The 19642-nt window shown below is 58.5% G+C and carries 15 protein-coding genes; 13 read left to right on the top strand and 2 right to left on the bottom strand.

What is annotated here, in order from left to right; genetic code table 11:
* Positions 1 to 161 precede the first annotated feature (161 nt).
* The 4 genes from ACSFE6_RS11580 (at position 162) to ACSFE6_RS11565 (ending at position 5194) form a co-directional block, all read left to right on the top strand.
* Positions 162 to 2486 carry an FdhF/YdeP family oxidoreductase gene (locus ACSFE6_RS11580; protein WP_435427720.1) on the top strand — a complete coding sequence of 775 codons (2325 nt, stop codon included), beginning with the start codon at positions 162 to 164 and terminating at the stop codon, positions 2484 to 2486.
* Between the two features lie 137 nt (positions 2487 to 2623).
* Positions 2624 to 4024 carry a cytochrome ubiquinol oxidase subunit I gene (locus tag ACSFE6_RS11575; RefSeq protein ID WP_435427719.1) on the top strand — a complete coding sequence of 467 codons (1401 nt, stop codon included), beginning with the start codon at positions 2624 to 2626 and terminating at the stop codon, positions 4022 to 4024.
* 17 nt (positions 4025 to 4041) lie between these two features.
* A complete protein-coding gene (gene cydB, locus ACSFE6_RS11570) occupies positions 4042 to 5058 on the top strand; it encodes a cytochrome d ubiquinol oxidase subunit II (protein WP_435427718.1) in 1017 nt (338 codons plus the stop codon).
* A complete protein-coding gene (locus ACSFE6_RS11565; protein ID WP_435427717.1) occupies positions 5045 to 5194 on the top strand; it encodes a DUF2474 domain-containing protein in 150 nt (49 codons plus the stop codon). Before cydB ends, ACSFE6_RS11565 begins: the two co-directional genes overlap by 14 nt.
* Before the next feature lie 133 nt (positions 5195 to 5327).
* Here ACSFE6_RS11565 and ACSFE6_RS11560 read toward each other — a convergent pair whose 3' ends face one another.
* Positions 5328 to 6179, bottom strand: a complete 852-nt coding sequence (locus ACSFE6_RS11560) for a CAP domain-containing protein (RefSeq protein WP_435427716.1) — start codon at positions 6177 to 6179, stop codon at positions 5328 to 5330.
* Positions 6180 to 6320: 141 nt separating this feature from the next.
* Between ACSFE6_RS11560 and ACSFE6_RS11555 the strand changes: the two genes are divergently transcribed.
* From ACSFE6_RS11555 to ACSFE6_RS11535, 5 genes are all read left to right on the top strand, one after another.
* Positions 6321 to 6941 (top strand): cell wall hydrolase, encoded by a 621-nt coding sequence (locus ACSFE6_RS11555; RefSeq protein ID WP_435427715.1) that lies wholly within the window; start codon positions 6321 to 6323, stop codon positions 6939 to 6941.
* Between the two features lie 176 nt (positions 6942 to 7117).
* The gene (locus ACSFE6_RS11550) at positions 7118 to 8095 is read left to right on the top strand and encodes an SDR family NAD(P)-dependent oxidoreductase (RefSeq protein WP_435427714.1); all 978 of its coding nucleotides are present in this window, start codon (positions 7118 to 7120) and stop codon (positions 8093 to 8095) included.
* Positions 8096 to 8142: 47 nt separating this feature from the next.
* Entirely contained in the window at positions 8143 to 8904 is a 762-nt protein-coding gene (locus tag ACSFE6_RS11545; protein ID WP_435427713.1) for a glycosyltransferase family 2 protein, read from the top strand.
* Positions 8901 to 9179 carry a lipid-A-disaccharide synthase N-terminal domain-containing protein gene (locus ACSFE6_RS11540; protein ID WP_435427712.1) on the top strand — a complete coding sequence of 93 codons (279 nt, stop codon included), beginning with the start codon at positions 8901 to 8903 and terminating at the stop codon, positions 9177 to 9179. The genes ACSFE6_RS11545 and ACSFE6_RS11540 overlap by 4 nt, the downstream gene beginning before the upstream one ends.
* Before the next feature lie 3 nt (positions 9180 to 9182).
* A complete protein-coding gene (locus ACSFE6_RS11535; protein WP_435427711.1) occupies positions 9183 to 10730 on the top strand; it encodes an ArnT family glycosyltransferase in 1548 nt (515 codons plus the stop codon).
* 51 nt (positions 10731 to 10781) lie between these two features.
* On the opposite strand, the gene ACSFE6_RS11530 is transcribed toward ACSFE6_RS11535, so the two are convergent.
* Positions 10782 to 14279 (bottom strand): tripartite tricarboxylate transporter TctB family protein, encoded by a 3498-nt coding sequence (locus ACSFE6_RS11530; RefSeq protein ID WP_435427710.1) that lies wholly within the window; start codon positions 14277 to 14279, stop codon positions 10782 to 10784.
* 1060 nt (positions 14280 to 15339) lie between these two features.
* Here ACSFE6_RS11530 and ACSFE6_RS11525 point away from each other — a divergent pair.
* The 4 genes from ACSFE6_RS11525 to ACSFE6_RS11510 all read left to right on the top strand — a co-directional run bounded on the left by ACSFE6_RS11525 (position 15340) and on the right by ACSFE6_RS11510 (position 19614).
* Positions 15340 to 16272: a GlxA family transcriptional regulator gene (locus tag ACSFE6_RS11525; RefSeq protein WP_435427709.1), complete on the top strand. Its 933-nt coding sequence runs from the start codon at positions 15340 to 15342 to the stop codon at positions 16270 to 16272.
* Positions 16273 to 16375: 103 nt separating this feature from the next.
* Positions 16376 to 17350, top strand: coding sequence for a nitrilase-related carbon-nitrogen hydrolase (locus ACSFE6_RS11520; protein ID WP_435427733.1), 975 nt, complete (start codon positions 16376 to 16378; stop codon positions 17348 to 17350).
* A gap of 279 nt (positions 17351 to 17629) precedes the next feature.
* Positions 17630 to 17944 carry a DUF485 domain-containing protein gene (locus ACSFE6_RS11515; protein WP_435427708.1) on the top strand — a complete coding sequence of 105 codons (315 nt, stop codon included), beginning with the start codon at positions 17630 to 17632 and terminating at the stop codon, positions 17942 to 17944.
* On the top strand, positions 17941 to 19614 hold the full coding sequence (locus tag ACSFE6_RS11510) for a cation acetate symporter (RefSeq protein WP_435427707.1): 1674 nt from the start codon (positions 17941 to 17943) through the stop codon (positions 19612 to 19614). The genes ACSFE6_RS11515 and ACSFE6_RS11510 overlap by 4 nt, the downstream gene beginning before the upstream one ends.
* The last annotated feature ends 28 nt before the right edge of the window (positions 19615 to 19642 follow it).

The following is a 19642-nucleotide window of genomic DNA, read 5'->3' as shown; positions in this document are numbered from 1 at the left end:
TATTGATAAATAACAATAAAAATCAATGATAAATATCCTCGATCATGTGGTCGCAAATAGCGATTAGACAGAAATTAATCGCCGTTCATATGCTTTCTCCGTCAACCGATCAATGACCTGAATCGGGTCAACGCCTGTGTGCATTGTCACGGAGAAGCCGCATGTCTCAAGTCGACCGTTACAAACCCTACAAAGGAGCCGCCGCCGGTTGGGGCGCGCTGATTGCCGTTACCAAGAACTGGCTGGGCAGTGAAAACGCGCTGAAGAACATCCGCATGATGCTCAAGACCAACCAGAATGGCGGCTTCGACTGCCCTGGTTGCGCCTGGGGCGAGTCGCCGGAAAACGGCATGGTCAAGTTCTGCGAAAACGGCGCCAAGGCCGTCAACTGGGAGGCCACCGGTCGTTTGGTCGACCCCGCCTTCTTCAACAAATACAGCGTAGCGACGCTGTCCGAGCAAAGTGATTACTGGCTGGAGTATCAGGGTCGCCTGACCCACCCGATGCGCTATGACGTCGCCACCGATCGCTACGTGGAGACCACCTGGGACGAAGCCTTCGCGCTGATCGCCAAACATCTCAATGCCCTGGAATCGCCGGATCAGGCCGAGTTCTACACCTCGGGCCGGGCCAGCAACGAGGCGGCGTTTCTCTATCAGTTGTTCGTCCGTGCCTACGGCACCAACAATTTTCCCGACTGCTCCAACATGTGCCACGAGGCCAGCGCCGTTGCCATGATCGAAAGCCTGGGCGTGGGCAAGGGCACCGTGGTGTTCGACGATCTGGAGCACGCCGACGCGATTTTCTCCATCGGCCAGAATCCCGGCACCAACCACCCGCGGATGCTCGAACCGTTGCGCGAAGCGGTCAAGCGCGGGGCGCAGGTGATCTGCATCAACCCGCTCAAAGAGCGTGGGCTGGAGCGCTTCCAGCATCCGCAGCACCCGATCGAGATGCTGCTCAATGGCTCGGAACCGACCAACACCGCGTACTTCCGCCCGGCACTGGGCGGCGACATGGCGGTCTTTCGCGGCATGGCCAAGTTCCTTTTGCAGTGGGAGCGTGAAGCGCAAGCCACTGGTGGCGAGCCGGTGTTCGATCATGCATTCATCGCCGAGCACACCTCGGGCATGGACGCGTATCTGGCGCAAGTCGATGCCACGACCTGGGCGCATATCGAGCAACAGTCGGGCATGACCCTGGCGGACATCGAACTGGCCGCCCGGATGTATGCCCGCGCCAAGCGCGTGATCATGTGTTGGGCGATGGGCCTGACCCAGCACACACATTCGGTGCCGACCTTACAGGAAGTCATCAACCTGATGCTGCTACGCGGCAATGTCGGGCGGCCCGGTGCCGGCCTGTCGCCGGTGCGCGGTCACAGTAACGTGCAGGGCGACCGGACGATGGGCATCAACGAACTGGCGCCCACCGAGTTGCTCGATGCCCTGGAAAAGCGTTTTGGCTTCAAGCCGCCACGGGCGCATGGCCACAACACGGTGATGGCGATTTCGGCGATGGAGCAGGGACGTGCGAAGGTGTTCATCGGTCTGGGTGGCAACTTTGCCCAGGCCACTCCCGACACCCCGCGCACCCACGCTGCGCTGCGCAAGTGCGAGCTGACCGTGCACATCGCCACCAAGCTTAACCGCAGCCACCTGGTGACCGGGCGCCAGGCGCTGATCCTGCCGTGCCTGGGTCGTACCGACATCGATGTCCAGGCTGAAGGGCCGCAAGGCGTCACCGTGGAAGACACCTTCAGCATGATCCATATCTCCCACGGTCAGTTGAAACCCAAATCGAAGCACCTGCGCTCCGAGCCGGCGATCATTGCCGGGATCGCCGCCGCGACCCTGGGTAATCACCCGATCGACTGGAACTGGGCCATCGGCGACTACGGCCGTATCCGCAACCTGATTGCCGACACCATTCCCGGCTTCCAGGACTTCAATCAACGGGTACTTCATCCCGGTGGTTTCCACATGCCCAACAACGCGGCAGACCGCATCTGGAAAACTGCCAGTGGCAAGGCGCAATTCACCCCCAGCGTATTGCCCGCGCACCTGATCAGCGAAGGCGTGCGCAACCTGCCGGTCAAGCCGCACCTGATCCTGCAGACCATGCGCTCCCACGATCAGTACAACACCACCTTGTATGGCCTGGACGATCGTTATCGCGGGGTTTACGGCATGCGCGATGTGGTGTTCGCCAACGAGCAGGACATCCGCCGCCTAGGTTTCGAGCCGGGGCAGAAAGTCGACCTGGTGGCGCTGTGGGACGATGACCGCGAACGTCGGGTCAGCGGTTTTACCCTGATCGCCTATGACATTCCGGCCGGTCAGGCTGCCGCCTACTACCCGGAAACCAACCCGCTGGTGCCGCTGGAAAGCTACGGCGACCGCACCTACACCCCGACCTCCAAGTTCGTCGCCATCCGGCTGGAGCAGGCGAAAACCAGCAGCCTGATTTCGACCTCCGCCGCGTAGTACCGACCACTCAAGACCTTGTGGGAGCGAGCCTGCTCGCGATGACGTCGGCACCTTCGACATCAATGGCGCCTGACACCCCGCAATCGCGAGCAGGCTCGCTCCCACAGTTTCAGATCCCCGATGAGGATTTCGACATGTTTAATCTGCAGGCACTGGACCTGGCGCGGATGCAATTCGCGTTCACGGTTTCGTTCCACATCATCTTTCCCGCCATCACTATCGGGCTGGCCAGTTTCCTGGCGGTGCTCGAAGGGCTCTGGCTGAAGACCCGCAACGACACTTACCGTGATCTCTACCATTTCTGGTCGAAGATCTTCGCGGTCAACTTCGGTATGGGCGTGGTCTCGGGGCTGGTCATGGCCTACGAATTCGGCACCAACTGGAGCCGCTTTTCCGACTTCGCCGGCAGCATCACAGGTCCCTTGCTGACCTATGAAGTGCTGACGGCGTTCTTCCTCGAAGCCGGGTTCCTCGGGGTCATGCTGTTTGGCTGGAACCGGGTAGGGCGGGGACTGCACTTCTTCTCTACGGTGATGGTTGCCATCGGTACCCTGATCTCGACCTTCTGGATTCTCGCGTCCAACAGCTGGATGCAAACGCCCCAGGGCTTCGAGATCGTCGACGGTCGCGTGGTGCCGCTGGACTGGCTGGCCATCGTCTTCAACCCGTCGTTCCCGTACCGCTTGGCGCACATGGCGATTGCCGCGTTCGTCGCCACAGCGTTCTTTGTCGGTTCCTCGGCGGCGTGGCATCTGCTGCGCGGCAACGACACCAAGCAAGTGCGCAAGATGCTGTCGATGTCGCTGTGGATGGCGTTGATCGTCTGCCCGATCCAGGCAGTGGTGGGGGACGCCCATGGCCTGAACACCCTGGAGCACCAACCGGCGAAGATCGCCGCCATCGAAGGGCACTGGGAAAACAACGGCAGCGAAGCGACGCCGCTGGTGCTGTTCGGCATTCCCGACATGCAGGCCGAGAAGACCAAATACGCCGTTGAAATTCCATACCTGGGCAGCCTGATCCTGACCCACAGCCTCGACAAACAGATCCCGGCGCTCAAGAGCTTCCCGAAAGAAGACCGGCCCAACGCGACGGTCATCTTCTGGAGCTTCCGGGTCATGGCAGGGCTGGGCATGTTGATGGTACTGGCCGGTGTGTTGGGCCTGGCGTTGCGCCGCAGCGGCGCGATCTACCGCAACCGCTGGTTCCTGCGCCTGATGCTGTGGATGGGACCCAGCGGTCTGATCGCCATGCTCGCCGGCTGGATCACTACCGAGGTGGGGCGTCAACCGTGGGTGGTGTACGGCCTGCAACGTACCGTGAATGCCGCCTCAAATCACAGCGTCACGCAACTGAGCATCTCGCTGGCGCTGTTTGTGGTCATCTACTTTTCGGTGTTCACGGTGGGCATCGGCTACATGATGAAACTGGTCGCCAAAGGCCCCAAACCCCATCACGAGCATTCGCCTGCAGGGCATTCCGATCAAGTGATTACGCCGCGCCGACCACTGTCTGCCGACGCCAGCGTCGTTTGAAAAAGGGGAGTTGAAACATGGGTATTCAAGGTATCGATTTATCGCTGATCTGGGGCGTGATCATCGCCTTCGGCGTGATGATGTACGTGATCATGGACGGCTTCGATCTGGGGCTGGGCATTCTGTTTCCGTTGATTCCGGACGCGAAAGAACGCGATGTGATGATGAACACCGTGGCACCGGTCTGGGACGGCAACGAAACCTGGCTGGTGCTGGGTGGTGCGGCGTTGTATGGCGCGTTTCCGCTGGCCTATTCGGTGCTTCTGGAGGCGTTGTATCTGCCGTTGATCCTGATGTTGTGCGGTTTGATTTTCCGTGGCGTGGCCTTTGAGTTTCGCTTCAAGGCCAGCCCCGAAAAACGCCACGTCTGGGACATGGCATTCATCGGCGGCTCGCTGCTGGCGACGTTCGCCCAGGGCGTGACGATCGGCACCTACATCGTGGGTATCCCGGTGGTCGATCGGCAGTTTGCCGGTGGCGCGTTCGATTGGGTGTCGCCGTTCCCATTGTTCTGCGGTATCGGCCTGATCGTCGCCTACGCCTTGCTCGGCAGCACCTGGTTGCTGGTCAAGACCGAAGGCATGCTCGAATCGCGGATGCGCCTGTTCACCCGTCCCTTGGCCTGGCTGTTGCTGGCAGTGATCGGCGTGATCTGCGTCTGGACACCGATCCTGCATCCCGAGATCGCCACGCGCTGGTTCTCCCATGCGCACCTGGCGGTGTTCGGTGCGCTGGCGGTGCTGGCCTTGCTGGCGCTGTTCGGCTTGCTGAAAACCCTGCGTCAACGCCACACCCATTGGCCATTTGCCTTCACCTTGATGCTGGTGTTCCTCGGTTACATGGGCCTGGCCTTCAGCATCTGGCCGAACATCGTGCCACCGTCGATCAGCCTGTGGGCGGCGGCGTCACCGGCGACCAGCCAGTTGTTCATCCTGATCGGCGCGCTGTTCATCCTGCCGATCATCCTGATGTACACGGTCTGGAGCTACTACGTCTTCCGCGGCAAAGTGAGGATTGGCGATGGCTACCATTGATACGCAGCAACCGGGGCGTTGGTACAAACGAGTGGGATGGCTGGTGCTGATCTGGCTAGGGAGTGTGGTTTCGTTGGGTGTGGTGGCCGGGGGCTTGCGCATGCTGATGCATGCGGCGGGGATGAGTTCTCATTGAAGAAGCCGTCTCTGTAGGAGCGAGCTTGCTCGCGATGGACATCAACGATAACGCGTATTGCCTGAATGATCGCGTAGTCCAGACGTTTTTCGCGAGCAAGCTCGCTCCTACAGAGGATCCGATTTTTTTGTTGTCACTGCGCCCCAAACATCACCGTCCAGTAAATCCCTGCATCACTCTTCGGATCCACCGCATACGCCCCACCCATGTCCCGGAACTGCGGGTTCATCAGGTTGGCGCAATGGCCGGGGCTGGTGAGCCAGCCATCGACCACCTTGCGCACGCTGTCCTGCCCGGCGGCGATGATTTCGCCGATCTGCTGGAAGTCGTAGCCGGCCAGTTCCGCGCGGTCGCCTGGCGTGCGGCCATCGCGGTCCTTGTGGTCGAAGTAGTTGTTGTTGGCCATGCTGCGCGACTGTGTTTCGGCGGCGGTCGCCAGGGTGGCATTCCAGGTCAGCGGTGTGGTGGCGGCGAAGGATTGCGCACCGCATTGGCGCGGCCGGCTGCGTGCGGCGTTGAGCTCGATCAACAGCTTCTGGCCCTCGGTCTGCCAATCGCCCAGGCGTGCGCTCAGCAAGGGCCGTGCGACGACGATGCGCCATTCGCGGTCCTGGCGGCTGACGCCGACATCGACGAATTGCGGGTCCAGCACGATCTGGCAAAAGCTTTCCTGAATCGCCTTCATCGCCGATGGCACATCACGGGGCCCGGTCAGGCTGATCGCCTGCACGTTTTTCATCGGGTAACCCGCGGTGGCCATGGCTTGCTGCAGATTGCCGATACTGGCGGCGCTCAACACCAGTCGTGGATCGGAGGCCAGCGGCGGCAGTTCCGATGACACCTGACCGCCGCAGCGTTGCAGCTGGCTGCGGTAGGCGTTGATCGATTCGATCAGTTGCGATTCGTCGCTCGCCACGGCGCTGGCAGCGAACAGCAAACCCAGTGACAAGCCGGCAAAGCGCACGGCGAACGGTGTGAAACCCATGGAAATCCCCTTTGGCTGACGGCGCCCATGATGCGTGAAGTTGTTCCCGTTAAGGCAACGGATTTTCCAGAATGTTAGGTCGTGTGTGCAATCATTTCACTACTACACTGAAGCGATCATTCCCACTGAGTCATTCCGACCATGCGCCTTGACTGGTTAGCGGCCTGTTTCGCATTGATGATGCTTGCCGCTCCGACGTTCGCCGACGATCAGCAACAAAAACAAAAAGTGGCTGAAGACAAGGCCGAGGTGTTGGAGCAAAAGGCCGCGCAAAACCCCAGTCCTGCACCGGCCCCAAAATCCGAAGCCATTACCCAACCTGAAGTTCAGGCCGTGGATCCGGCGGGCAAAGCGCCACTGGACGATGCCATTACCTGCATGGCCCGTTCGATTTATTGGGAAGCCAAAGGCAAGGACGCCGCCGACATGGAAGCGGTGGCCAGCGTGGTCATGAACCGCCTCGGTCACGACGGGTTCCCAGATACCGTGTGCGGTGTGGTCAAGCAGGGCTCGGAAACCAAGAGTTGCCAGTTCTCCTGGTGGTGTGATGGCAAATCCGATTCGGTGCAGGAGGAGGTGCCTTATGCGATGGCCAAGGAAATCGCGCGCAAGGCGCTGAACAAGCAATTGCCGGATCGCACCCGGGGTGCGCTGTATTTCCATGACCGCACGGTGAAACCGGACTGGTCCAGGGAATACATCCATACGGTGGATATCGGTCTGTTCCGGTTTTACAAACCCCATGGCGGGGATGCGAAGTAACGGTATTTACGCAAGAAAACCGGCGTCATTCACCTGGACTACCGAAACTGAAATATTTCTGTTTTACAAGCTTCATGGCGGAGCAACACATTAGAAACGTCATGAGCGGGAAACAGAAACATGAAACAGTTGTGGTCTTCGAGCAGTACCCCTTCACACTTGTGGCGTCGTGACCCGTGACGGTCCTCGTCACCGGCGCCGCCGGTTTCATCGGCTTTCATACGGCCCGGCGTTTGTGCCAGGAAGGGTTGGAGGTCGTTGGAGTCGACAACCTCAACGACTACTACGACGTAGCGCTCAAGCACGCGCGACTCAAGGAACTGGAGTCCTTGCCGGGCTTCAGCTTCCGGAAAATGGACATCGTCGATAAACCGGCGTTGCTGGCATTGTTCGAGGATTTTCGGTTTACCGAAGTGGTGCATCTGGCTGCCCAGGCCGGCGTGCGCTACTCGCTGGATAATCCCGATGTCTATGGCCAATCCAACCTGGTGGGGTTCCTCAATGTGCTGGAAGCCTGTCGGCAGTATCGTCCCGAGCATTTGATCTACGCATCGAGCAGCTCGGTGTATGGCAGCAATAGCAAACTGCCGTTTAGCGTCGAAGACCCCGTCGATCACCCGGTGTCGTTGTACGCGGCCAGCAAACGCGCCAATGAATTGCTCGCCCACAGCTACTGCCACTTGTACGGCCTCAAGGCCAGTGGCCTGCGCTTCTTCACGGTCTACGGCCCCTGGGGCCGGCCGGACATGGCGCTGTTCAAATTCACCGAGGCCATCCTCAACGGCCAGCCCATCGACATTTATAACCAGGGCGAGATGGCGCGGGACTTCACTTACATCGACGACATCGTCGAAAGCATTTCGCGTTTGCGCACCCGCCCGCCAATTCCAGGCACACCTGAAAAGGGCTGCAATCGGCTGTTCAACATCGGTCGCGGGGAGCCCGTGGCGCTACTGGATTTCGTCGACTGCCTGGAATCGGCCTTGGACCGGCAGGCCACGCGCAACTTCATGCCCTTGCAGGCCGGTGATGTGGTCAAGACATGGGCCGATGTCTCGGCGCTGACCGCGTGGATCGACTTCCGCCCACAGGTGAGCGTTGCCGTGGGCGTGGCGGAATTTGTGAAGTGGTATCGACGGTTTTATCAGATTTGAAGCGTTCGCCTCTGACAACGCAACAACCAACAGGCGAGGGGAATTCCATGAGCCAGGACATTTTTGTATCGGTGCTGATTCCAGCGAAAAACGAAGCGAACAACCTCAAGCCGTTGCTCGAGGAAGTTCGCCAGGCCTTGGCCGATGAAGCCTATGAAGTCATCGTGGTCGACGATGGCAGCACTGACGCCACCTTGCACGAATTGCGGCAAATCAAGCACAACGGTTTGAACACCCTGCGCATCCTGCGCCATGAACGTTCGCTGGGACAAAGCACCTCGCTGTACCACGCGGCGCGGGAGGCACGGGGGCAGTGGCTAGCCACCCTCGATGGCGACGGCCAGAACGATCCGGCGGATATCCCCGGCATGCTGGCGCTGGTACGCGGCAAGGAGGGCGATGTGCAACTGGTGGCCGGGCATCGAGTCAACCGTCGCGATACGGCGAGCAAGCGTTGGGCCTCGCGTTTTGCCAATAACCTGCGCCGTCGCCTGCTGAAAGACGCCACCCCGGACACCGGCTGCGGATTGAAACTGATCGAACGGGCGGCGTTTTTGCGCCTGCCGTATTTCGATCATATGCATCGCTACATTCCGGCGCTGATCCAGCGCCACAATGGCCGGATGATCGTCCATCCGGTCAATCACCGGCCCCGCACCGCCGGGGTCTCCAAATACGGCAACCTCGACCGCGCCCTGGTGGGCATCCTCGACTTGATCGGCGTCTGGTGGCTGATCAAGCGCACGCGGCTGAGTGCTCATGCCCAGGAGCTTCCTGCCCAAGAGCTCGCCCAGGATATCGAGGCATGATCATGACCCGTGAAGCCCTATGGTTGGTGATCGGTTTTGCCGGGCAGATCGCATTTACCGGTCGATTCGTCTTGCAGTGGCTGTACAGCGAATACAAAAAGCGCAGCGTGATCCCGGTGAGCTTTTGGTATTTGAGCATCGTCGGCAGTACCTTGCTCTTTGCCTACGCCATTTACCGCCAGGACCCGGTGTTCATTGCAGGGCAAGCCTTTGGCTCGATCGTGTACTTGCGCAACCTGCAATTGATCGCCAAAAACCGGAAACTCAAGGAATAAGCCATGCGCCGGATGCTGTCACCCAGGGTCGAATGCCTGGGCCTGATGTTGCTTGCCTTGCTGTTGATCGGTGCGGGTTTGGGGTTGCGTCAGGCGCAGAACGTCGATGAAGAACGTTTCCTCGGCGTCGCCCTGGAGATGTTGCACAACGGTTCGTGGCTGATTCCGCACCGTGCCGGCGAAATCTACGGCGACAAGCCGCCAATCTTCATGTGGACCGTGGCGTTCTTCGTCTGGCTCACCGGCAAGCCCAACATCGCGCTTTATATTCCGGGGCTGTTTTCGGCGGTGACGGTCACAGCGATGGTCTACGACCTGGGGCGTCGGTTATGGACTCAGCGCATCGGGCGTATAGCTGCGTTGTTGTATCTGGCGACCTACCAGACCTACAGCATTCTGCGTACCGGACAGATCGACAGCTTTTTGATTCTGTTCACCACCCTGGGCCTGTACGGGTTGGCGCGTCATCTGCTGCTCGGCCCGGCGTGGCGCTGGTTTTACGTCGGCTGCGCGGCCATGGGCATCGGCGTGATCACCAAAGGCGTGGGCTTTCTTCCGGCGCTGATGTTGATCCCGTACGCCTATGCGGTACGCAAGGGCTGGCCCGGCGTGGTGGCAATGCCGGGTAACGCACGCAAGTGGTGGCTCGGTTTGCTGGTGATGCTGGGTGGCATCGCCATCTGGTTGCTGCCGCTGGCGTTGTCCATCCTGCTCAATGGCGGCGCAGACGAAATCGCCTACGCCCGGGAAATCCTCCTGCGCCAGACCGCGGGGCGCTATGCCGCCGCCTGGCACCACCGCGAACCGTTCTGGTACTTCTTTACCAACGTCATCCCGCAATATTGGCTGCCCTTGGTCCTGGCGTTGCCATGGCTGGTGCCCGCGTGGCGCCGACAGCTGCAAAAGCGTGACGGCCGGGTGTTGGTGCTGTTGGGGTGGGTGGCGCTGGTGGTGCTGTTTTTCTGCATCAGCGCCGGCAAGCGCAAGCTGTACATCTATCCGGCGCTGCCCGCACTGGTGTTGGTGGCCGCGCCGCTGGTGCCTTGGTTGCTGCAACGCTGGTTCCGCCAGCGCCCCAGGTTTAGACGGATGTTCCCGGCACTGGTGGTGAGCTGGTTCGCGCTGTGGTTCGCTCGCGGATTTGTCGAACCGGTCAGGGACGGCACCAACCCCAATCAAACGATCATGGCGCAGGCGAACGCCATGACCCAAGGCGCGGATCTGGTCCTGGTCAACTGGAGCGAAGGGCACTGGTTGTTCGCGCGCCAGCCGATTGTGCATTTCGGCATGCTCGATTCCACGGTGGAAAGGGCGGTGCAGTGGTTGCGTGAGCACCCGAAGGACTATGCGCTGGTGCCGGATGAGGTGTTGAGTCGGTGTTTCAAGCCTGAGGTTGCGCGGGAGTTGGGGGAGAATTCACGGGCGCAATGGTCGATTGTTGGCGCAGATGCGGATAACGGGAAATGCCATTCGCAACCTTCAGCCATGCTCTATCGATTCTCATGGCCTGACCCGCTGACGAAATCGACAGCGGCCGTGTCTGCGAAATGAAGCGCCGCTGGCCATCTATTCATGGTGTTCAGTGGCGCTCAGGGCAGGGGGTCAGAAGTTCGCATAATTCAACGCATCGACAAGTGCCGAGCCGCCGATACCCGTTAGCGAAAGCAGCAGCGCCCTGATCAGCGGCTCCTCGGAGTAGCGCGAGAATGAGCCGGTATTGAGGGTCTTGATGCGCTCGCGGATCATGTTGAACTTGCCATAGCCCGTGTCGGAGGGGGGCGCTTCCAGCAGATAGGTATCGATGCGTTGCAACGCCCTCGTACGTGCCTTTTCCGCTGCACGACGCAGTGAAAGTGCCGAGAACAGCAGAATCAGCGCCGTCAGCAGGAATGATATGGCGATACTGGGCGGTGTCGGCCAGTTATCAAAGTAGCTGCTGCGAGAAGCCAACAGGATCAACATGACCAGTGTAGGTGCGTAGATAAGTCGGCTCACGGCCGACGTTCGCTTGGCAATCAGTTGCAGGTCCACCCACTCGTCGATGCACGTATGCAGGGACCTTCCAAATTTTTCCAGGTGTTCTTGCTGCAAGGTTTCGGGCCAGATTGAATAGTTGTCACTGAGATGACGAATGAATCGAGTGAGCAGCAGATTGGCATCCACGACCCAAAACACCAGTGCCTGGAACGTCAGGTTCGGGATCAACCAGCTCAACATCCATATATCCAAGGTGCCACGAACGGGAATTCTCTCCATTGGCCAGACGATAATAAGCCCGCTGGTCACCACGACAAAAATCCAGGTCATCAGAAGTGTTCGCAACATTCGTGCGCCAAACGAGCCGCATACGCAATGTTCCCGCCAGAACGGGACGATCGCAATCGTCCGGCGCCCGTCCATGGCGAAGCTATCGGATGGGCAGGAACTTGACCATTCTTCGCTGGCTTTCATGAGCGGGAAAAAAATGAACAACAGGCCGCGACCCAGTTCGTTGCACCACCGATGAAGCGTCCAGCGCCCTTCTTTTCCTCTGCGAATGAACAGACGTATTTGTCCCCATAAGCTCGTCGGATGATGGCGCATGGGTATTTGCAGATGGAATGCGGTTTCGATCTGCCTTCTGTTGACCTTCAGTTTGCGCCAGCCCCATACCAGCGCCGAGAGCGATATCAGCACCGCAGCAAGGCGCAGCGCGATCGTTGGCCACGCGCTGATGCCTTCGAATAGAAACATTGGCTCGCCCAGCCCCGTTTCCGTCAGCGTGACGCGCATCTGAAGCGCCCCCATGATCGCGAGGATAAACGCGACCAGTGGAATTGCGATGTACCACGCTGAAGAGTCATTACTCTCGCTGCTTACATCGTCAGATGAATGATTGCGCGCCGATAGGAGCTTTGTGATCCAGTGGACAACATGCGGAATGGCGACGCCTAGCAGGATCAGGATGAACGTGCCCCACAGGAACCCCACATGCCAGAACCGTACGGCAATAAAGGCGCAGAACACCGCAACCAGGTACAGCGTCGTCGATACCCCCCGCACCCAGTTGAAAGTCGGGTTATCGATATCGCGTTCCCCTCCGAATCCACGCCAAACCATGAACCCGCCAAGAACGATAAGCGTGATGGCTAAGGGGCCGGCAAAAAATCGTGATTGCAATCCTTTGAATTGTTCGCGGGTTGCCCAGGAGGGTTTGGGATAGGGCGGTGGCGTAGGATCCTGGAGGCACTGCAATGACATAAGGTCGTTCGAGAGTATGTCGCGATCCGAAGTGGGCCACTGTGTTTTGGCTTCGCAGCTTTTGGGGCGTTCGCCACTGGCCTCCGGGTTTGGGTTCGGGTTCGCGCTCGCTAACGGAATAAAACCGCTGATGCCAATCTCATAGATGCCAGGAGAAAGGAGTTTGGATCTCGAATAGTGGAATTTTTCAAACTTGGCCTCGAAGGGTTGCGGCGCCAATGCCGCCAGGACGGAGATGAACACCGAACTTTGCAGGCTGTCGCGAAACGGCGGTACATCCTGTTGCAATGCACGTGTCAGCGTCAGCCCATAGGGCGCGGCCAATATCAGATTGCGGGTGGTTTCAGCCTGGCCTCGTTGCAGCATGCGTGCTTCGAGATCGGTGGAAAAGTACAGTTTGTACGGCATCTTCGCCTTGAGTGCCTGCAATGCCAAAAGCTTGTCATAGGGATCTACACCCAATATCCCGATGGCGCCGATTCCGTCTTCGCCGTTGCGTCGATAGCTCGCATCGACCTTCGCTATGTGGTCCGCCAGGCGGCGCAGGTAATCGAGCTGGGCATTACCATCGGCTTTTTCCAGCGGGCTGAGATCGATTTTGGTCGCGTCTTTGTTGTTCTTGCTGGCATCGGTGTTGGTGGTTTTGTCACTGCTCGCGGCTTCCTCCGGCAGTCTTCCATCCAGCCCACGTAAATAGCTGAAGCGAAGAATCCATTGATTGACCACCTTCTCATCGCCTTCTCGCAGGTTGTGATCCTGGGCAACCGTGTCCCTGAAACTTTCCATTAGCGCACGGCTGTAGAAACTGTCCCATTCAGAGATCAAGGCGATGCGATTGCTTTGGCGCCAGCCGCCTGCTGCGCAACCCACTTCCTCTCGTAGGCTGCAACGTAGTCCAGTGACTGGATCGACACGGCGCAACTTCAACTCATCCAGCAGAAGTCGCGTCATGGTGCCATCGTCGTTGACGGTGCGAATCAGCTTCATCGACGGACTTTTTTCATCCTTCTGCGCAGTCCTTAGGCTCTTCTTAAGTACCTCGTTGTCGGCGGTCGCCAGGGGTGAGTAAATTTCGACAGCGGCGGTGGCCTGGTTGTCCGCTTCTTCCTGATACATGTCGCGCAGAACTGTCGAGGTTGCCGGGCCGATGACCTTCAGGACGGCGCTGCTTTCGGGAGGATCGGTACAGGGCGACGCTTGCTCCGTGCCGGTTTTGCATGCCAGGAATTTGCGTAACGTCTCCAAATTCTGCAGCGGTTTTGAATCGAGAGCATCTTGCTTCAGCCAGAAGACGATTGTCTGGTTTGCAGCCTGTGGCGTTCCTTCTGGAGGTACTGGGGGATCGAGAGGATTGGAGACGAAAATCTCGTAAGGGATGTCGATATAGCTTTCCTGATTCGGGTCGTAATTCGAGAAGTTCTTGTTGAGTTTCAAGCAGTGTATGTACTGCTCCTGGGCGGGTACCCTGTGAGAGTTTTTGAACCCCGCCAGCAGCGCGTAGCGAATGCGCCGCCTCTGTTCGACTTCGTCGGCATAGGGCCCGCCTTCAACCAGTGCCACCATGATGTCGGGGGGAGTGAACTCTCCTGGCAGCTTGGTAATCTCGGGGCTGCACAATTTATCGGCTTCATCTTTTCCAATGGCATTGAGTTTCTTGCGATATCGCTCCAGCGCATCAAACGGGTCTTGCCATAACCGTGCTTCGATGGGCAGTTGCGCCTGAAATTGAGCACCGATGGGCCGCGGCTCCAGAAACGGATCGCGAGTCAACGCAAAGGTTGAAACCACCAGACTTAGGATGACCGCGCTGCCCGGTACCCAGAAGGCCAGGTTAGTGCCTGAATCCTTGTTATTGTCCATGGCCTTTCCCTCAGGTGGCCTACTCTTACCTGATATGTATAGATCTAATTAACCAGATAGTTAAGGGTGGTGTTTTTACGATCCTACTGGGGCCTAAAGTTCTGGATGGCTAATTAGGCATAGGTCGATGGGTGAGATTCAGTGTGTTTTTTAGTGGCCATTAGATCGCCGATGAAGTGAGGTTTATTCGGGAAGATGTTTCATGAATATCTTGCATGGCGCGGACTTTAGGGGGCATGGGGTTTAAACAAAACAGGATGATGGTTGGGCGTTGGTATTTTGAGTGGGATGGTCAGGGTGAACTAATGTTTTCAGAAATGGAGTGTGGTTTTTAGTTTGGTTTGGCAGGTTTTGTATCGGGCGCATGAAACGTGCCGTAAAAGGGTGTTTTCTCCATGAGTACTCTGTATCCGTCTATCAAGTTGATTTAGAGCGGTTTAATGCATCATGGAGAGTAGGAATTCGCTCCCGGGGAGGCTAAAAAATAACTTAGCGAAGCCCGACGTCTTTGACAGGGCGTGCGCTAGTGAAGGTTTAGCAATTCGGTGACTTGGATCCAGGGCAGTCCGATGAAGCAAAAAAAACAGGAAATGAGCCGAGTTGAATCAATCTCAAAGAAATCCTCTGTCAGTCATTTTTATGAATTTCCGTGAGTTGTCGCTTGGATCCATGAGTCGGCGATTTGAATTTTTTCAAGTGACTGTTTAAGTGGTGAAAAAGATATGCAGGGATAACGGCGGGGGAAATGACTTTCATGTTTTTTTAATGTGTTAATGCTTTTCAGAAATATTCTCTTGTGTGTTGATTTCGAAATATTCCATAAAAATATTGAACTTGCGTGCTTGTGTGGGGTGGGTGGTGAAGAGGTGTAAAGTTAATGATAATGTTGAATGTGCTTCTGGTTGTAAGTTGTAGCGTCGACAATACACCTCTCATGGTTTTCGTGTTTCGGAATGACTCGCCTTTATGGACGTCTTCCTCCTTGCTAATCGAAAAGTCTGCAACGTTTAAACGGCATAAAATAAATTTTGCCACCTTTCAGGTCATGTGAGGCAACCCTATGCGATCCATCGGCCTCATCGTGTACCCCGGCTTCCAGGTCCTCGGCCTCTCCATGTCCGCCACCTTCGAACTCGCCAACAACGCCGCCGACGAACCGGTGTACAACATCCAGCTGCTGTCCGAAACCGGCGGCCTGGTGCCGACCTCGGCCGGGTTTTCAGTAGAAACCAAGGCATTCGACCAGCGACCGTTCGATACGCTACTGGTCATGGGCGATAACGTCATTCGCCCGGTATCAACAGGCCTGGTCGAGTTTTTGCGCCACGCCAGCCAGAGCACCCGACGCCTGGGGTCGATCTGCACGGGCGCCATCGCACTGGCCGAGGCGGGGTTGCTCGATGGGCGGCGGGCGACCACGCATTGGTGCCATGCCCAGTCGTTGCAGCAGGCCTATCCGAAAGTCAAAGTCGCTGAAGACCGCATTTTCATTAACGATGGCAACATCTGGACGGCGGCGGGCATGAGCGCCTGCATTGATCTGGCGCTGGCGCTGGTGGAAATGGATCTGGGGGCCGAAGTCGCGCGCAAGGTGGCCCGGCAACTGGTGGTGTATCACCGCCGTGCCGGCGGGCAGTCGCAGTTTTCAGTGATGCTGGCGTTGGAGCCCAAGACCGATCGCATCCAGGCTGCATTGACCTATGCCAAGCAGAATCTCAGATCCGCGCTGTCGGTGGAGGAGCTGGCCAATGCCGCCCATCTCAGTCCGCGACAATTCAGCCGGGTATTCCATGCCGAAACCGGCCAATCCCCGGCCAAGGCCATTGAAAACCTGCGGGTGGAGTCGGCCCGGCTGATGATGGAAACCGGTCGGCACTCCATCGATGTGGTGGCGACCGACACCGGGTTTGGTGATCGGGAACGCATGCGACGAGCGTTTATCCGGGCGTTCGGGCAACCGCCGCAGGTCATCCAGCGCGCCAATCGGACCTGATCCCGCCATGTCCTAAAAGGTGGTGTATACGACATTTGAGACTAAATATGATTGTCGTAATCTCGAACTCGTTGAAGCCGATTCCATGAGTGAGATCACCATCATGACCTTCGTAAAAGCCGCCGCCGTACAGATCAGTCCCGTGCTCTACAGCCGTGAAGGCACCGTCGATAAAGTCGTGGAGAAGATCCTCGAACTCGGTGAGCAGGGCGTTCAGTTTGCCGTGTTCCCTGAAACCATCGTGCCGTACTACCCGTATTTTTCCTTCGTTCAGGCGCCGTTCGAAATGGGGCCGGAACATCTCAAGCTGCTGGACCAGGCCGTGACCGTGCCGTCGGCCGCGACCGATGCCATCGGCAATGCCGCCAAACAGGCCGGCATGGTGGTCTCCATTGGCGTCAATGAACGCGACGGCGGCTCGCTGTACAACGCGCAGTTGCTGTTCGACGCCGACGGCAGCCTGATCCAGCATCGGCGCAAGATTTCCCCGACTTACCACGAGCGCATGATCTGGGGGATGGGCGACGGCTCGGGCCTGCGCGCTACCGACAGCGCGGTAGGGCGCATTGGCCAGATGGCGTGTTGGGAACATTACAATCCGCTGGCACGCTATGCGTTGATGGGCGATGGCGAACAGATCCACGCCTCGATGTACCCCGGTTCGTTCGCCGGTCCGTTGTTCGCGTCGCAAATGGAAGTCAGTATCCGCCAGCATGCGCTGGAGGCGGCGTGTTTCGTGGTCAACTCCACTGCCTGGCTGAACCCTGAGCAACAGGCGCAGATCATGGCCGACACCGGTTGTTCGATCGGGCCGATTTCCGGTGGCTGTTTCACTGCGATTATCAGCCCGGACGGGGTCGTGCTGGGCGCATTGACCGAGGGCGAAGGCGAGGTGATCGTCGACCTCGACCTGGGCCTGATCAACAAGCGCAAACGCATGATGGATTCCCGCGGCCACTACAGCCGGCCGGAACTGCTGAGCCTGCTGATCGACCGCACACCGCACAGCCATGTGCATGAACGCAACGTGCATCCAAAGCTGAACGAAAGGGAAGCAGTGGAAGATGTCGGCCTTTAACGGCGCGTACATCGCGAGCGCCATTGAGGCGGCTTGACAGACGCCCTGATTGCGCAGGCATTCCCAACCCCCCTGTAGGAGCGAGCAGGCTCCCTCCCACAGGGGGAATCACCATAAATTCATCAAAACAGATCAATCGAATCACAAATGATCATTTTACATGATTATTGGCCGGGCATAGGTTGAAGGGGCACAGATACCGCAGCCAGTGGCGGATCGAGTCTTCGAGTCTGAGGCTGTGGAACAACAATAACGTCACCACTGCTACACGGAGTCAACGTGAACCCTGCAACCGAATCAGCCAGAATTCGCAACCACCCCCGTTACAAGGAACTGGTCACGCGGCAACGACGATTCGTCGCCGGCCTTACCGCTGCCACCCTTGTCCCGTACTTCACGTTCATCCTCGTCGCGGCTTTCGCGCCCCACCTGTTAGCGACAAAGCTTTCCGCCACCAGCATCATCAGCATCGGCTGGCCGCTGGGCCTGGTGTTCATCATCGGCGCCTGGTTGTTCACCGGGCTTTACATCCTGCGGGCCAACGGTGAGTTCGATGAGCTGACCGCGCAAATCCGGGCGGGGGCCATCGTATGAAACACCTTCTGAAAAACCTCATCCTGCCTGTTCTGCTGAGTGCCTTCGCGGCGCGCGCCATGGCTGGCGACGTGTTGCAGAACGTCGAGAAACAACCGATCAACATCACCGCGATCAGCATGTTCCTGGTCTTCGTCGTCACGACCCTGGGCATCACGTACTGGGCCGCCTCCAAGACCAAATCCATGGACGATTTCTACAATGCCGGCGGCGGCATCACCGGCTTTCAGAATGGCCTGGCGCTGGCCGGTGACTACATGTCGGCGGCGGCGCTGCTGGGGGTCACCAGCATGATTTTCTTCAACGGCTTCGACGGCGTGCTCTATTCGATCAGCTTCTTTGTCGCCTGGCCGCTGCTGCTGTTCCTGTTCGCCGAGCGCATCCGCAATCTGGGGCGCATCACCCTCTCGGACATCGCGTCATTCCGCCTCGATCAAAACCGCATCCGCACCCTGACCGCCTTCGGCTCGCTGACGGTGGTGTGCTTTTACCTGGTGGTGCAGATGGTCGGTGCCGGGCAACTGATTCAGCTGTTGTTCGGCCTGCCATACAACTACGCGGTGATCGCAGTGGGCTTGTTGATGGCGGTTTACGTGACCTTTGGCGGTATGGTCGCCACCACCTGGGTGCAGATCATCAAGGCCGGATTGCTGTTGTTGGGTGGGACCTTGCTGGCGTTTCTGGCGCTGAGCAAGTTCGGTTTTTCTTTCGATCTGTTGTTCGAAAAAGCCGTGGCCGCGCACCGCGATGGCGAAAAAATTCTGCTGCCGAGCAAACTGGTGGCCGATCCGCTGTCGCTGATCTCCTTGTCATTGGGCCTGGTGTTTGGCACGGCGGGATTGCCGCACATCCTCATGCGTTTCTTCACCGTGCCGGACGCCAAACAGGCGCGCAAATCGGTGTTTGTCGCCACCGGATTCATTGGCTTCTTTTACCTGATCGTCGCCGTGCTGGGCCTGGCTGCCATCGTCATCGTCGGGCAAGACCCGGCCTTCTACGAATCCGGCAACCTGGCCGGCAAGCTGGTCGGCGGCGGCAACATGCCGGTGATGCACCTGGCCAAGGCCGTGGGTGGTGACTGGCTGCTGGGCTTTATTTCGGCCGTGGCATTCGCGACGATCCTGGCGGTGGTGTCCGGACTGACCATGGCCGGCACCTCGGCGATTTCCCATGACCTGTATGTGATGGTGGTCCGCAAGGGTAAAGCCGATGCCAGGGATGAGCGCCGCGTGTCGCGGATGGCGTCGGTGGGCATCGGCATCGTTGCCGTGGCGCTGGGGATTTTGTTCAAGGACCAGAACATCGCCTTCCTGGTGGCGCTGACCTTTGGCGTCGCAGCTTCGGTCAACTTTCCGATCCTCGTGCTCTCCATGTACTGGAAGGGGCTGACCACACGCGGTGCGTTGATCGGTGGAGTCGCGGGTCTTATCAGCGCCGTCGGGCTGGTGATTCTCTCACCGGCGGTGTGGGTCAAGGTGCTGGGCAATGTCGAGGCGATCTTTCCCTACGACTACCCGGCCATCATCTCGATGAACGTGGCGTTCTTCTTTACCTGGCTGGGCTCGATCACCGACCGCAGCCACAGGGCAGGGCTTGAGCGCGGGCGTTTCGACGACCAGTTGATCCGCGCCCAGACCGGGCTCGGGGCATCGCAGGCGGTCAGTCACTAACCCTTCGCGTCGTAACGCTGCAAAAGGA

It is taken from the genome of Pseudomonas baetica (assembly GCF_051216495.1).
Classification (GTDB): Bacteria; Pseudomonadota; Gammaproteobacteria; order Pseudomonadales; family Pseudomonadaceae; genus Aquipseudomonas; species Aquipseudomonas baetica_B.
This window is presented reverse-complemented; position numbering and strand designations above follow the sequence as displayed.